At 59.2% G+C, this 14,741-nt stretch carries 14 protein-coding genes; 11 read left to right on the top strand and 3 right to left on the bottom strand.

Going from position 1 to position 14,741, the window contains the following annotated elements; genetic code table 11:
* The first annotated feature begins 12 nt into the window (after positions 1 to 12).
* On the top strand, positions 13 to 1,242 hold the full coding sequence (gene argJ / locus GYM47_RS10545) for a bifunctional glutamate N-acetyltransferase/amino-acid acetyltransferase ArgJ (RefSeq protein WP_139527206.1): 1,230 nt from the start codon (positions 13 to 15) through the stop codon (positions 1,240 to 1,242).
* Between the two features lie 75 nt (positions 1,243 to 1,317).
* A complete protein-coding gene (locus GYM47_RS10540) occupies positions 1,318 to 2,274 on the top strand; it encodes a Nudix family hydrolase (RefSeq protein WP_231125575.1) in 957 nt (318 codons plus the stop codon).
* Between the two features lie 113 nt (positions 2,275 to 2,387).
* Here the strand turns inward: GYM47_RS10540 and GYM47_RS10535 are convergent, their stop codons facing one another.
* Together GYM47_RS10535 and GYM47_RS10530 are read right to left on the bottom strand one after the other, a co-directional pair.
* Positions 2,388 to 3,290 (bottom strand): carbon-nitrogen hydrolase, encoded by a 903-nt coding sequence (locus GYM47_RS10535; RefSeq protein WP_153842884.1) that lies wholly within the window; start codon positions 3,288 to 3,290, stop codon positions 2,388 to 2,390.
* Between the two features lie 10 nt (positions 3,291 to 3,300).
* On the bottom strand, positions 3,301 to 4,371 hold the full coding sequence (locus tag GYM47_RS10530) for an agmatine deiminase family protein (RefSeq protein WP_153842885.1): 1,071 nt from the start codon (positions 4,369 to 4,371) through the stop codon (positions 3,301 to 3,303).
* Between the two features lie 199 nt (positions 4,372 to 4,570).
* On the opposite strand from GYM47_RS10530, the gene GYM47_RS10525 reads away from it, so the two are divergent.
* Together GYM47_RS10525 and GYM47_RS10520 are read left to right on the top strand one after the other, a co-directional pair.
* Positions 4,571 to 5,812, top strand: a complete 1,242-nt coding sequence (locus tag GYM47_RS10525) for a lipoprotein-releasing ABC transporter permease subunit (protein WP_139527209.1) — start codon at positions 4,571 to 4,573, stop codon at positions 5,810 to 5,812.
* A gap of 10 nt (positions 5,813 to 5,822) precedes the next feature.
* Positions 5,823 to 6,524, top strand: coding sequence for an ABC transporter ATP-binding protein (locus tag GYM47_RS10520; protein ID WP_153842886.1), 702 nt, complete (start codon positions 5,823 to 5,825; stop codon positions 6,522 to 6,524).
* 1 nt (position 6,525) lies between these two features.
* Here GYM47_RS10520 and GYM47_RS10515 read toward each other — a convergent pair whose 3' ends face one another.
* Positions 6,526 to 7,077, bottom strand: coding sequence for a DUF2062 domain-containing protein (locus GYM47_RS10515; RefSeq protein ID WP_139527211.1), 552 nt, complete (start codon positions 7,075 to 7,077; stop codon positions 6,526 to 6,528).
* 97 nt (positions 7,078 to 7,174) lie between these two features.
* Between GYM47_RS10515 and GYM47_RS10510 the strand changes: the two genes are divergently transcribed.
* From GYM47_RS10510 to murB, 7 genes are read left to right on the top strand one after another with little or no spacing between them, the layout of a single operon-like run.
* Positions 7,175 to 9,439, top strand: coding sequence for a DNA internalization-related competence protein ComEC/Rec2 (locus GYM47_RS10510; protein ID WP_153842887.1), 2,265 nt, complete (start codon positions 7,175 to 7,177; stop codon positions 9,437 to 9,439).
* A gap of 56 nt (positions 9,440 to 9,495) precedes the next feature.
* Positions 9,496 to 11,232 carry a lipid A export permease/ATP-binding protein MsbA gene (msbA, locus tag GYM47_RS10505; RefSeq protein ID WP_153842888.1) on the top strand — a complete coding sequence of 579 codons (1,737 nt, stop codon included), beginning with the start codon at positions 9,496 to 9,498 and terminating at the stop codon, positions 11,230 to 11,232.
* Positions 11,229 to 12,245, top strand: coding sequence for a tetraacyldisaccharide 4'-kinase (lpxK, locus tag GYM47_RS10500; RefSeq protein ID WP_153842889.1), 1,017 nt, complete (start codon positions 11,229 to 11,231; stop codon positions 12,243 to 12,245). The genes msbA and lpxK overlap by 4 nt, the downstream gene beginning before the upstream one ends.
* Positions 12,238 to 12,447, top strand: coding sequence for a Trm112 family protein (locus tag GYM47_RS10495; RefSeq protein ID WP_139527215.1), 210 nt, complete (start codon positions 12,238 to 12,240; stop codon positions 12,445 to 12,447). Before lpxK ends, GYM47_RS10495 begins: the two co-directional genes overlap by 8 nt.
* Complete coding sequence (kdsB, locus tag GYM47_RS10490; protein WP_153842890.1) at positions 12,447 to 13,232, top strand: 3-deoxy-manno-octulosonate cytidylyltransferase; 786 nt, start codon at positions 12,447 to 12,449, stop codon at positions 13,230 to 13,232. The genes GYM47_RS10495 and kdsB overlap by 1 nt, the downstream gene beginning before the upstream one ends.
* A complete protein-coding gene (locus GYM47_RS10485) occupies positions 13,229 to 13,696 on the top strand; it encodes a low molecular weight protein-tyrosine-phosphatase (protein WP_153842891.1) in 468 nt (155 codons plus the stop codon). The genes kdsB and GYM47_RS10485 overlap by 4 nt, the downstream gene beginning before the upstream one ends.
* Positions 13,686 to 14,705 carry a UDP-N-acetylmuramate dehydrogenase gene (murB, locus tag GYM47_RS10480; protein WP_231125576.1) on the top strand — a complete coding sequence of 340 codons (1,020 nt, stop codon included), beginning with the start codon at positions 13,686 to 13,688 and terminating at the stop codon, positions 14,703 to 14,705. Before GYM47_RS10485 ends, murB begins: the two co-directional genes overlap by 11 nt.
* Positions 14,706 to 14,741: the final 36 nt, after the last annotated feature.

Below are 14,741 nucleotides of genomic sequence, written 5' to 3'. Positions count from 1 at the left end.
AAGGAGAAAAACATGGCGGTGGGACATCTTCCCTTTCCAGAATTGCCACCTCTTGACGGGGTGCGTCTAGGGACTGCAAAGGCGGGCATCAAGAAGCCGGACCGCCGTGACATGGTCGTGATCGAGCTGCCTGAGGCGGCCACCGTCGCCGGTGTGTTCACGCGCAATGCGTTTTGTGCCGCTCCCGTGGTGGTGGCTAAGACACACCTTGAGGCGTGTGCAAAGAACGGTCTGTCTGCCCGGTACTGGCTGATCAATACCGGCAATGCCAATGCGGGTACGGGTGAGTCAGGACTGCAGGATGCCTATGCCAGCTGCGCCGCGGTGGCCGAGCAAGCCGGGGTGGACGCCACCCAGGTACTGCCGTTCTCGACTGGCGTGATTGGCGAGCCATTGCCCATGGCCCGCCTTTTGGCGGGTTTGCCAAATGCGCTGGGGTCGTTGGCTGATTCAAGTCAAGCCTGGCAGCAGGCAGGGGAAGGCATTCTTACTACCGACACTCGCGCAAAAGGCGCGACGGTTAGCGTGGCGATTGGCGACCAGCAGGTGACCATCAACGGTATTACCAAAGGGTCGGGCATGATCAAACCCAACATGGCGACCATGCTGGGATTCGTCGTTACCGACGCGGCGATTGAGCAGCCCTTACTCGCCTCGCTACTCCGGGAAACGGTGGATCGCTCTTTCAACTGCATCACCGTGGATAGCGATACCTCTACCAACGATGCCTGCATGCTGGCAGCGACGGGCACGGGGGCGCGTATCGAAAGCGACGAGCATATTGTCGTGTTCCGCAATGCACTGCAGCGAGTGATGACCGAGCTAGCTCAGTCGATCATCCGCGATGGCGAGGGGGCGACTAAATTCATCACCCTGCAGGTGAACGATGCCTGCACGCGCCAAGAGGCGCTGGACGTAGCATTTACCGTGGCCCATTCGCCGCTGGTCAAAACCGCCCTTTATGCTTCCGATGCCAACTGGGGGCGTATTTTAGCGGCAGTGGGGCGGGCACCGGTGGAGTCGTTCGATGTCAGCCGTGTCGTCATCGATTTGGGCGATGTGCGACTGGTGGAGAACGGTGGCCGTGCTAATAGCTACACCGAGGCAGCTGGCAGTGCTGTCATGGCCGAGGAAGAGATTACAATTCGCATTAATTTGGGGCGTGGTGACGAGGCGGCCACTGTGTGGACCTCGGATCTGTCCCATGACTATGTGTCCATCAACGCGGATTACCGCAGCTAAGTCTGTGGCAACGTGCTAACGCAGCGAGATAGCGCCGTGCAAGCATGGCGGTGCGCACAAAGTGGATTAGACGTAATGAGTGTAATGGTAAAACGACGGGTTCATGTTGCGGCGGCTGCAATGATCAGCGCCGATCAAAAGCACGTGCTGATCGCGCGTCGGCCTTCCAACGTCGATCACGGCGGTTTATGGGAGTTTCCTGGCGGTAAACTGGCCCCCTATGAAACTGGGTTAGAAGGCCTGAAACGTGAGCTGCATGAAGAGTTGGGCGTGGAGATCGTCCGTGCTCAGCCGCTCATTCGCGTTCACCACGAGTACCCTGATAAGCATATCTTGCTCGACGTATGGCAGGTGCATGAGTTCGCCGGCGAGCCGTTTGGCCGTGAGGGTCAAGCGGTGCGGTGGGTGCCGATGAACGAGCTGGTGAACTACCCGTTCCCGGCAGCGAACCTGCCGATCCTCCGCGCTGTGATGCTACCTACCGAGTATTTGATTACCGGTGAAGAGCCTGACGTCGAGCGCTTCGCAGCGCTGCTCGAGCGCGCTCTGCGCGAAGACAATATTCGTCTTGTTCAGCTGCGTGCCAAAAGTTTGGATGAGGCAGCCTACGTGGCTCGTGCCGAGCGTGCGCTCACGCTTTGCCGTGAATATGGGGCAAAACTGCTGCTCAACGGTGAGCCTACGCTCTTGGAGCAGGTCGATGCCGATGGCATCCATCTGACCAGTGCGCGGTTGATGGAGCTGGATCGTCGCCCGATTGCCGAAAACAAGTGGCTGTCGGCATCAACGCATGACCAGAAGCAGCTCTCCCAAGCGGCCGTGTTGGGGTGTGATTTCGTCACCCTGTCGCCGCTACGCACTACGCCTTCGCACCCGGAAGTGGCCCCCATGGGCTGGCACGACTTCCAACAACTGGTGGAGCGGGCCGGTATGCCGGTGTTCGCGCTGGGCGGCATGACCCGCTTCGACGCCAACCACGCGCGCGCGGTGGGCGCGCAAGGCATCGCCTCTATTCGCGATTTTTGGAAGTAAGTACTTTTGCCGTGGGTACTCTTGCTGTAGGTACGCTTGTCTGATCGCCAATAGTAAAACGCCTGCTCTGGTCACAGGGCAGGCGTTATTAGTTGTTAGGGAGAAGTAAATACCTAGTCGCGGTAGCGGCGGGTCAGGTCGCCATAGGCGTCGACCCGGCGGTCGCGCAGGTAGGGCCAAATACGTCGGGTGTTTTCGCTACGCGCCATATCCAGGCTTACGACCAACTGCTCGGTCTCTTCACCCGCATGTGCTAACAGCTCGCCTTGTGGGCCGCAAATAAAGCTACCGCCCCAAAAAGCGATACCGTCGCCCACGCCGGAGTGATCCGCTTCAAGGCCGACGCGGTTGGCCACCAGGACTGGCAGACCGTTGGCAACGCCATGGGCTCGCTGAATGAGCGTCCACGCCTCTTTTTGGCGCGCCTTTTCGGCGTCGTCGTCGTTAGGGTCCCAGCCAATGGCGGTGGGATAGAGCAGCAGCTCGGCACCCGCCAGCGCCATCAGGCGCGCCGCTTCCGGATACCACTGGTCCCAGCACACCAAAATCCCTAACCGCCCCACGGACGTGTCGATGGGCGTAAAGCCCTCTTTGCGGGTGTCGTCGGCGTCGCCAGGGGTGAAGTAAAACTTTTCGTAGAACCCTGGGTCGTCGGGAATGTGCATCTTACGATACTGACCCACTCGCCCCTGAGCACGGTCGTAGACCACGGCAGTATTGTGGTAAAGCCCCGCTGCGCGTTTCTCGAACAGCGAGCCTACTAGCACGATATCCAGCTCTTTGGCCAGTGCCGCTAGCCGCTGGCCGGTGGGGCCGTCCAGTGGTTCGGCAAGATCGAACAGTGCCGGGTCTTCGTATTGGCAGAAGTAGTGGGTGGCGTGCAGCTCTTGTAATAGTACGAGCTGTGCTCCTTGGCTCGCTGCTTTGCGAATGCCCGCTTCGCTTTCGGCTAGACTGCGCGCTTTGTCCGGCCATGCGGCTTGTTGAATCACCGCCACGTTGAGTGTCTGAGACATGCTGCTCTCCTTAAGAGTGAGTGGTCGCAGGCACAAGCGTACCTTTGGGTAGCTGCATGGTTAAGCAGTGCAGGCTGCCGTGCTGTCGAATCACGCTGACGCACTCGATGGGAATCAGAGTATGTTCCGGGAACGCCACGGCCAGCGCCTGGAGGGCCGTGACATCCGCAGGATCTCCGTAAGTGGGTACGAGCACGGCGTCGTTAATGATCAGAAAGTTAGCATAGGTGGCTGGCAGGCGATGACCGTCTTCAGGATCGAAACAGGCCTGGGGCCAGGGAAGCGGAACGAGCCGGTAGGGCTCGCCGTTACGCTGACGAAACGCTTTTAGCTCCTGTTCCATGGCCTGGAGGGCCGTATAGTGGCGATCGGTGGGATCATCGCAGCGCACGTAGGCAATGGTGGTGGGGCTACAAAAACGAGCCAGTGTATCCACATGACTGTCGGTATCGTCACCTTCTAAGTGCCCGTGCGTTAGCCATAGTATTCGGTCGACACCAAAGTCGTCTGCCAATCTCGCTTCGATATCGGCACGGGAGAGTGACGGGTTGCGGTTGGTATTCAGCAAGCACGCTTCGGTGGTGAGCAGTGTGCCCTCGCCGTCGGTTTCGATGGCGCCGCCTTCCAGTACCATGTCACGCGAGGCCACCGGACAAGCCCATACGCCTGCGTCTGCCAGCCACTGCGTCAGCTGATTGTCCCGCTCGGCGGGAAATTTACCGCCCCAGCCGGTAAAGGTGTAATCCAGCAGCAACGGTTGGTCATCGTCATCCAACACCGTGATCGGCCCGTGATCCCGCGCCCAGGTATCGTCGGTGGGTGCGACAATGAGCAGCAATTGCTGTTGGGGAATTCCATACGCCTCGAAAGTGGCGGTCAGACGCTGGTAAGTCGCCTCGTCGGGCACGCAAATGATCACCTTCTGGTAGCGCGCGGTGGCCAGTACGATTCGCTCTAGCGTGGCTTCGATACGCGCCAGCATATAGGCCCAGTCGCCGTCAGGGCGGGGCCAAGTGAGCTGCAGACCATCTTGAGGATGCCACTCGGGCAATAGGCGGTGAGTATGGGTAGCCAACGTCAACGGTGCTCTCTCTAGTCAGAATAAGCTTACCCAGCGGGCAAGAGGAACGGGCGCAATTTAGGGGGTTGCCTCACAACTTGCAAGCGTTACTGACCATCGAGGGAACGCTGTGGGTAGCCGCCACTCTAAGGCTGCGTTTGCACATGCAGCCATGCTAAAAAAACCGTACCATGGACGCCCATTATTAAGGAATGTCGTCATGCTTGATCGTTTGCCTTTTCTGGTGGGGCTGCGCTATGTGCGCGCTAAACGCCGGAACCATTTCATTTCATTTATCTCTCTGACGTCGATGCTGGGACTGATGCTGGGCGTGGCGGTGTTGATTCTCGTCTTGTCGGTGATGAACGGCTTCGATCACGAGCTGCGTACGCGCATTCTGGGTATGGTGCCCCACACTAAGATCGAATCCCAAGAAGGGCTGGTGGAGTGGGAAGCGTTAGCTGAGCGGCTAATGCAGCGTGAGCGGGTGATCGGTGCGGCGCCCTACGTCGAGCAACAGGGCATGTTCTCTGCCGGAGGCCGTAATCAAGGGGCGATGGTCAATGGCATTCACCCTGACTGGGAAGATCGCGTCTCCATCATTGGCGAGCATATGCGTCAGGGGGAGTTGGCCGATCTCGTGCCCGGCGAGTGGAATGTCGTGTTGGGCTCTATGCTTGCACGTCGGTTGGGCGTGGGAGTAGGGGACCGTGTGACGTTGCTGGTGCCTGAAGCCTCGATTACACCGGCAGGCGTATTTCCACGACTCAAGCGGTTTACCGTGAGCGGTATCTTTAGCGTCGGGGCCGATCTCGATGCGAGCCTTGCCTATGCCAACATTGAAGACATGCAAACGCTGGCTCGCATGGGTGATGCAGTGGGTGGGTTACGCCTGGAGCTGGATGACCTGTTCATTGCCGGTAGTGAAACCCAAGCCATCGTCAATGAGCTGGGCCCTGGCTATCGTGGCACCGACTGGACGTTTTCCCAAGGAAACCTCTTTCAAGCGATTCAGATGGAAAAGCGCATGATCGCGCTGCTATTGACGGTGATCATCGCCGTTGCCGCTTTCAATATCGTCTCGACGCTGGTGATGGTGGTCACCGACAAGCGCGCCGATATTGCCATTTTACGCACCATTGGTGCCACCCCGCGGTCGATCATGGGGATTTTCATCGTGCAGGGACTGGCGATTGGATTGATCGGCATTGCCGTTGGCGTTGCGGTGGGTATCGTGCTGGCGCTGACCATTGCCGACCTGATCGCCTGGTTCGAGAGTGCCTTTGGCATTCAGTTCCTGGATGCGGGGGTTTATTTTATCAGCGATCTTCCATCTCGGTTGGTGTGGAGCGACGTGCGTGACATCGTGCTGGCCGCGTTTGGTCTAACCTTCCTCTCGACGCTTTACCCTGCATGGCGAGCCGCCCGAGTTCAGCCTGCCGATGTACTTCGCTATGAATAAGGAGGCTCAGATGACGCCAACCAACGCCAACGCCATCATGTTGGAATGCCGCGAGCTTACCCGCGTTTACAGCGAAGGCCCACAGGATCTGACCGTGCTGGATCAGCTCGAACTCACCGTGCACGCGGGCGAGCGCGTCGCGATCGTGGGTAGTTCCGGGTCGGGCAAGACGACCCTGTTGAACTTGCTGGGAGGGCTGGATCGACCCAGCTCAGGCAGCGTGGTGATTGGCGGCGAACCGCTGTCGGGATTGAACGAAGCCGCACTGGGCCGCTTTCGCAACCAGTACATCGGTTTCGTATATCAATTCCACCACCTGCTGGCGGAATTCACGGCCGTCGAGAACGCGGCACTGCCGCTGATCATTCGTGGTCAGTCGAAAAAAGCTGCCGAGCAGCGTGCCATGGGGTTACTGGAGCGGGTAGGTATGAAGGCTCGCGCCGATCATAAGCCAGGTGAGCTGTCTGGAGGCGAGCGCCAGCGGGTAGCGATTGCCCGAGCACTCGTCACAGACCCAAGTCTGGTTTTGATGGACGAGCCAACGGGTAACCTCGACCAAGCTACCGCTGCCACCATTCTGAGCTTGATGGACGAGCTGGCCAAGGAGAGCGCCTGTGCCTTTGTGATCGTTACTCACGATGTGAGCCTTGCCGCCCACCAAGATCGGGTGATGAAGTTGGATGGAGGCCGCCTGGTGGCTCAGGCGAGGTGAGTCAATCGTCAAACTCCGATTCGATGCGGGCTCGGCGCCGCCGTCTTTTAAGGCGGCGGCGTTTCCAGTTATGGGAGACGTGCCAGCGCCAGATTAAGCGAATCCCGATGTTCGCAACAATGGCCAGTACGAGGGCTGTGATCAATGATCCCAGCAACAGTGGCGGCAGAATGTCGTGCATCTGCTCGGCAATCCAGCGCGTCGAAATACGTGAAGGAGCCTCCCGCGCAGGGGCGCCTAGCAAAAACGTACCGATGCGATAATTGACGTAAAAAATCAGCGGCATGGTGAGCGGGTTGGTGACCCATACCAGGCCGACCGAGAGGGCCAAGTTACAACGGCTCAGCCGCGCGCCCAATGCTGCCACTACCATCTGAAAGGGGATGGGCAGCATTGCACAGAACAACCCGACGCTGAACGCGTTGGCCACGCTGCGTCGGGTCAGTAGCCATAGGCCCGGGTCCGCAATTAGCGGTGCAATGAAGCGCAGCGAGCGCTGACGCTTTAATGTGTCGGGCTTTGGCATGTAGCGCTGCAGGAAACGGCGCGGCATGTCAGGTACTCTTGAAATAAGTTGTTGCTATTATCCATATCGCGCAGGGCTTCGGCTATGGCGCATGCAGGAATGGTGAGCCACCAGGGAGGGGTGCATGGGCCAAGGCATCGCGATGCCCGCGGCAGTCGCGGCGCTGATAGGCGGTTTTTTCGCGTGGTGGACCGGGGCGCAGAGCGGCCCATGGTGGCTTCCATCCGTCATGGGCATGGGCGTGCTGCTGTGTCTGGCTTCTCGTCCTAACGCGTTACCGTGGCTGTTCATTGCTGCAGTCGTTGCGGTGAGCATTCAGCAAGAGTGGTCACGCCAACTGCCCGTCGGACTGAGCGGGCAGGATATCGTCATCGACGCCTACATCACTGAGGTGCAAGAGCAGCCGGGCGCAAGGCGGCTGCGCTTGAAGGTCGAACGCTGTACGGCCCCTCGACACTTACCTAGTTGCGAGCGATTGGGAAGTGTCAGGGTTAGCGCATACGACCATGCTTTCACCCCAGGCGAGCGCTGGCGGATGACCGTGCGGCTGCGCCCGCCCTCTGGATTTCTCAATCCGCATACGTTCAATTACGAGCAGTGGCTGTGGCGCGAAGGGATACATGCCACGGGTTACGTACGCGCGAATCCTGCGCCCCAGAAGCTGGCTGCGGCGACGCCCCGATTGCGGTCTTGGGCGCAGGATTATTTGGCACAAAGTCCTTTGGCGCCTCGCACCCAGCGGTGGTTGGCGGCATTGACGCTGGGCGATAGCGAACAGCTCACGCAAGACGACTGGACGCTGTTGAACGCTACGGGGACCACGCATCTGGTGGTGATTTCTGGCCTTCACGTGGGGTTGGTGGCCTCTTTCGTGCTGCTATTGGGTCGCTATGGCGCCCGTCTGATAACACCCACTGATTGGCGCCTGCGAACATGGCCCTGGTGGTTGGCGGGGGCAGCGGCCATTGCCTATGCGGCACTGGCGGGACTGGCACCCCCGGCGATGCGGGCGATGATCATGACCCTGCTGGGTCTATGGGTGCTTAGTGGACGCCATGCCCCCGGCTCCTGGCAGGCGTGGTGGTTAGCCTTAGCGCTGGTACTATTCTTCGATCCTCTCGCGCTTTGGCGGCCAGGGCTATGGCTATCGTTTCTGGCGGTTGGCTGGCTCATTCTCTTATGGCAAGGGCGTCCCCGACCCGTGGGAATAAGGGGGTGGTGCTGGGCGCTGCTGCGTTCGCAACTGTTGCTCGCGCCGTTGATGGCCGCTGCAGTGCTGCTGGCATTCGGGCGAGTAGCCCCCGTGGCGCCGCTGGTCAATCTGATCGCCGTGCCGTGGGTTAGCTCGATAATGGTGCCTAGCGCGCTGCTTGGTTGGCTACTCTCACCGCTACCTGGCCTAGGCGCGCTGACTTGGTGGGCGTTCGAGCAGGCGTTGGGAGGGTTCCACTGGCTGTTGCGCCTCGCGGTCGATGCAGCACCTCTTTGGCAGCCGCCCTCATCGATGGTCTATCCCCTGGCGGGTAGCCTAGTGCTGGTATCGCTGTGCTGGGGGCTGCCCGCCATTCCGCGTTGGCTGGGTATCGCATCACTGGCGCTCGTCGCGACACTCCCCTTATGGCCTAGAGAGCCGACGCTAGCCCCTGGACGGCTGGACGTAACCGTCTATGACGTGGGGCAAGGTCAGTTGGTCGAGCTGCGCAGCGCCCATTATCGGATGTTATATGATACGGGGCCGCGTTTTCGTAGCGGCTTCATGCCTCTGCAAAGCCTGTGGCCCCCTGGCCAGCTCATTGATCGAGTCATCGTCAGTCACGCGGACACCGACCATGCCGGTGGCATCGAAGCACTGCTGTCCGAACACCGCGTCCGCCAGTGGTGGGCTCCTGAGGGGGAAGTGTTGCCGGTGGACAGTCACCCTTGCCAGCAGGGGCAGCAGTGGCAACAGGACGGTGTTCGCTATCGTATCCTTTGGCCACCGAAAGGGGAGAATGCGCTCTCCTCGAACGACCGCTCCTGCGTGTTGGTGGTAGAGGTCGGCGAACATCGTTTGCTACTGACAGGAGATGTCGGGCGACAGATCGAGCGACAGCTGCTCAACCAGCTCGATGGCCCGGTAAGCGTCTTAGTGGCAGGGCATCACGGCAGCTCGACAAGCTCTAGCGTTCAGTTCGTGCGCGATACCTCTCCCCGCCACGTCGTGTTTAGCGCAGGAAGGGGTAATCCGTTCGGGCATCCCGCCGATGAGGTGGTGCGTCGCTTTCGCCAGCAGAAGAGCTGCCTGTGGAGTACTGCCCACGATGGCGCACTGCGTTTTTCGCTTATCCCGCAACAGCCTATTGAGCTGCGGCCTCTGAGCGTTCTTGCAGGTGGTCATCAGCGGTGTTGAAGCGGGCCACCATCAGGTAGAATCGCCGACACTGCACACTACTGCCGGGAGCGCGTGTGACTGATTCAGGTTGGATGTTATATAGAAGGTTATTGGGGTACGTAAAGCCACACTGGCGTGCGTTTGCGTTAGCGGTGGTAGGGTTCGTGATTTATGCCGCATCGAGCACGGCGCTGGCGGAGATGATGAAGCGACTGATTGACGGCATCCAGAATCCGGATGCCGCTTTTCGTTTGTTTTTGCCGCTGTTCGTCGTGCTCATGTTCGCCTCTCGCGGACTAGGAACGTTCTTGAGCACCTATTTCATGGCTTACGTTGGACGCTATGTCATTCACACCCTGCGCTGCGACGTATTTGCCCATTTGTTGCACCTGCCGGGGCGCTTCTTCGATCACCACTCTAGCGGCCATCTGGTCTCACGCGTCACTTATCATGTCGAGCAGGTAGCGGGCGCCGCCACCAATGCGGTCACGATCATTTTACGAGAAGGGCTGTTCGTCATTGGGCTGATCGGTTATCTATTCTGGACCAACTGGATGCTGACACTGCTGTTTCTGGGCGTCACGCCAATCATTGCGGGTGTCGTGAGCTATGTAAGCAAGCGCTTTCGACGTATCTCCAAGCGCATTCAGCACTCCATGGGTGATGTGACGCACGTTGCTTCAGAGGCGCTCTCCGGTTATAGAGTGGTGCGTACCCACGGTGCAGAAGCGTATGAGAAGCAGCGTTTCGAACGGGTCAGTGAAGAGAACCGTCGCCAAAGCATGAAGGAGGCCATGACGCGCGCGGTCAGCTCGCCTGTGGTGCTAATGCTGGTGGCGATTTCCATGGCGCTATTGGTTTGGCTGGCCATGGCACCTTCACTCATGGAAGACATGACGCCAGGTGAATTCGTTGCCTTCATTACGGCAGCGGCGCTGATGATCAAACCGGTTCGTCAGCTCACCGAAATCAACGGTGAGATTCAGAAAGGCATTGCCGCGGCGTCCGAGCTGTTTGGCTTGTTGGATCTGACGCCTGAACAAGACGAGGGCAAACGCTTACCCAACAAACTAAGTGGCCACGTGGTGATCGAGGATGTCAGCTTTCGCTATGACGACGACCACCCGAATGTGCTGCACCACATTGATCTCGACGTTGCCCCCGGCGAGTTGGTGGCGATCGTGGGGCGCTCGGGGAGCGGAAAATCCACTTTAGTGAGCCTGCTACCGCGCTTCTATCGACCGAGTGAAGGGCGTATCTTGATCGATGGCGTCAATGCTGACGAGTATGCCTTAGGCCCGTTGCGCCAGAACATTGCTTTGGTCTCCCAGCAGGTAACGCTGTTTAACGCATCGATTGCCGCCAACATTGCCTATGGGGAGGCAGATCCTGATCCTGTCGCTATCAAAGCCGCCGCCGAAGCCGCCTATGCCAGCGAGTTCATCGAAAAGCTGCCCGAAGGCTACGCGACGAAAGTAGGGGAGAATGGTGTCATGCTTTCAGGCGGTCAGCGCCAGCGGCTTGCCATCGCTCGGGCGATCTTCAAAGATGCGCCTATTTTGATCTTGGATGAAGCGACCTCCGCCCTCGATACCGAATCCGAGCGCTATATTCAAAAAGCGCTGGAACACGTCTGTCAGGGGCGAACCACGCTAGTGATCGCCCATCGCCTCTCCACCATCGAGCGTGCCGACCGTATCCTGGTGATGGATCAGGGACGCATCGTGGAGCAGGGGACGCACTTTGAGCTGTTGGAAAAAGGCGGTGCCTACGCAGCCCTCCATCAGCTTCAGTTTCAGGAGAGTGAATGAGCTTGTCGCAGCGCTGGCTGAAAGCCGCCTATGAAGGCAGCGCGTGGCTGACGCCGCTCTATCCGCTCGGCTTTTTATACCGTTATCTCATGAGGCGGAGAGCGGCGCTTTACCGTCGTGGTGATAAGCCAACATGGCGAGCGCCAGTGCCGGTGATCATGGTCGGTAATATTACCTTGGGGGGAACCGGTAAGTCGCCACTGGTCGCATGGCTAAGCCGTTGGCTCAAAATGCAAGGGTTTTCACCGGGTATCGTCACACGTGGCTATGGCGGAAAGGCGCCGGTCTATCCCTTGCTGGTAACGCCGTCAACCGACCCGCATCATAGCGGTGACGAGCCGCTCATGCTAGCTCAGCAGACCGGGGTACCGGTCGTTGCCGATCCGCAGAGGTCACGCGGGGCCGATATGCTGATGCGGCAGGGGTGCGACGTGTTAATTAGCGATGATGGCTTGCAGCACTTGGCGATGGGACGCGATATTGAGTTAGTGGTGGTTGATGGTGCTAGAGGGCTCGGCAATCGCCGTTGTCTTCCGGCGGGTCCACTGAGGGAGGCGCCGGCGCGGTTGGCGAGCGTAGATGCAGTGATCATCAACGGAACTCCTCAGCGTCCGCTGGGTATTGAGGGGGTGCCCATGACACTTGTACCCACGCGTTGGCGCTACTTGAAGACTGGGCAGGAGTGGCCACTTCAGCCGCTGCCATTTTCTCTTCCTGTCGATGCGATGGCGGGAATTGGCAATCCTCAGCGCTTTTTCGATACGCTTCGATCATTGGGTGTTAGCGGAGCGATGCACCCTTTGAATGACCATCAGCCTTTCGATACCAGCACCTTTCAGTTCGTATCGAAACGCCCCGTTATCATGACGGCCAAAGACGCCGTGAAGTGTCAGGCGTTTGCACCGCCTGATAGCTGGGTATTAGACGTGGAAGCGCAGCTTCCACACGCATTCGAGGACTGGCTGCTCAATAAGCTGTCCGACTTGACACAAAGGGGAAGCACCGATGGATAAGGAATTATTGGCGATGCTGGTTTGCCCACTATGTAACGGCAAACTGAAGTATGACCGAGACGCGCAGGAGCTTTGCTGCCATTACGACGGATTGGCGTACCCTATCCAGGACGGCATTCCTGTCATGCTGCCTGAAGAGGCGCGACGCATGGATGCCGATGAAAAACTCGCTACTTCGCCTGGCCGCACTGGGGAGGCGTGATGGGAGACACGTCGACGCCGTTCATCGCCGTAGTACCCGCTCGTTTTGGCTCCTCACGGCTGCCGGGGAAGCCGCTCCTAGACATTGCGGGAGAGCCGATGGTGGCGCATGTGTGGCGACGTGCCAGCAAAAGTCAGGCAAGCCGCGTCGTGGTCGCCACCGATGATGATCGCATTCGCGACGCCATGCTGTCTTACGGTGCAGACGTCGTCATGACGCGCGACGATCACCCGTCGGGTACTGATCGACTGGCCGAGGTGGTCGAGCAGCTCGGTCTCGACGACGAGACGCTGGTAGTCAATGTCCAAGGTGATGAGCCGCTTATTCCTCCCGTACTCATCGACCAAGTGGCGCATCGCTTGGCCGATGATCCCGATGCTGCGATGGCCACGTTGGCGGAACCGATCACGGATGTAGATACGCTCTTCAATCCTAACGTGGTGAAAGTCGTGCGCTCGTTGCAAGGGCGTGCGCTTTATTTCTCTCGAGCACCGATTCCGTGGGATCGGGAGCACTTCACACGCCAGCCCAACCTATTGGAAACCGATGCATGGCTACGCCATATCGGTATCTATGCCTATCGGGCAAGCTTTTTGGCAGCTTATCAGGATTTGCCGACCTCTACGCTGGAGCAATTGGAGCAGTTAGAGCAGCTTCGCGCTCTCCAGCATGGCTACGCGATTCAAGTGGCGTTGGCCAGCGCGGTGAATCCTGCCGGTGTGGATACGCAAGAGGATCTAGCGCGTGTCAGAGCGCTTTTGGCGGTAGAGGAGGGGCGGTCATGACACGCGTACTGTTCGTTTGTCTGGGCAACATCTGCCGTTCGCCCACGGCGGAAGGCGTATTTCAGCAGGCGTTGGCGCGGGCAGGGCTCACTCATCTTGTCGACATCGACTCCTGCGGCGTAGGCGATTGGCACGTGGGTAAAGCCCCTGACCTGCGTGCCCAGGCGGCCGCACGTCGGCGTGGCGTGGACATCAGCCACCTGCGTGCCCGACAGCTAACCGCGAACGACTTCCATGCGTTTGATTACGTGCTAGGTATGGATCGTGATAACTTGGCGGCCATTCATGCGTTACAGCCCGCCGATAGTCAAGCCAAAACAGGGTTGCTATTGGCGTATGCCGGGTTGCCCAATACGGATGTGCCTGACCCCTACTACGGCGGAGAGGAGGGATTTGAGCAGGTATTGGACATGATCGAGCAGGCCAGTGCCGGATTGATCGACGAGTTGACCCGTGGTCGCTGACGCTGTGAATCAACCAGCAGCCTGGGTGGATTTGTCTGCCGCCAATACGCTGCGTCTGCCTTGTCAGGTGGAGCACTATGCCGCGCCCACTTCGCTAACGAGCCTACAGGCGGCGCTTCACCATGCTCATGCTCGGCAGTGGCCCATAACGCTGCTCGGCGGTGGCAGCAACGTACTTTTGCCACCTACTCTCATGGGCATGGCGCTGCGCCCAGCGCTTTGCCACTGGTGGTTGGAGCGCCAGAACGAGAGCGTCGTGGCGTTCGTCGGCGCTGGCGTCAACTGGCACTCGCTGGTCATGGCCTTGGCGGCCAGAGGGCTTTGGGGGACGGAGAATCTAGCGCTCATTCCAGGTGATTGCGGTGCGGCGCCGGTACAGAACATTGGGGCCTACGGCGTCGAACTGAGCGATGTGCTGGAAGGTGTCCAGGTGGTCGAATTGGCCACGGGCGAGGTGCGCTGGTTGAGCGCTCAGGCCTGTCAGTTCGGCTATCGAGATAGTATCTTCAAACGGGCACTGGCTGGTCGAGTGGTGATTACTCAACTGGCACTTCGGCTCTCCGAGTGCCCACGTCCCGTGCTGGGCTATGGCGATTTGGCCTCTCGTGTGACGGCTTCACCCACGCCACTGGCGGTCGCTCAGGCGGTTTGCGCCATTCGTCGAGAGAAGCTGCCAGACCCGGCCGTGCTCGCCAATGCGGGTAGCTTCTTCAAGAACCCGGTGGTGGACGAGTCTCAAGCGCAACGCCTTCTACAGACATATCCGCAGATGCCGCACTTTCCTCAAGCTCAACACCAAACCAAGCTGGCGGCAGGATGGCTGATCGATCAGTGTGGCTTGAAGGGCTATCGTGACGGCGCTTTCGGCGTGCATGAGCGTCAAGCCCTGGTACTCGTGCACTTCGGGGGAGGCGACCGTCCTGGGCTGCTGCGTTTTGCTGAAAGCGTGGCAAACGCTGTATACGATCGGTTTGCCGTCACGCTGGAGCCCGAGCCTCGCGTGGTTTAAGCAAAACATCGAGTAGCTATAAAAAACCCCGCCGAG

The organism is Vreelandella piezotolerans (assembly GCF_012427705.1).
In the GTDB taxonomy this organism is placed as follows: domain Bacteria; phylum Pseudomonadota; class Gammaproteobacteria; order Pseudomonadales; family Halomonadaceae; genus Vreelandella; species Vreelandella piezotolerans.
The sequence above is the reverse complement of the archived record's forward strand: the minus strand, read 5'-3'. Positions and strand labels throughout refer to the sequence as shown.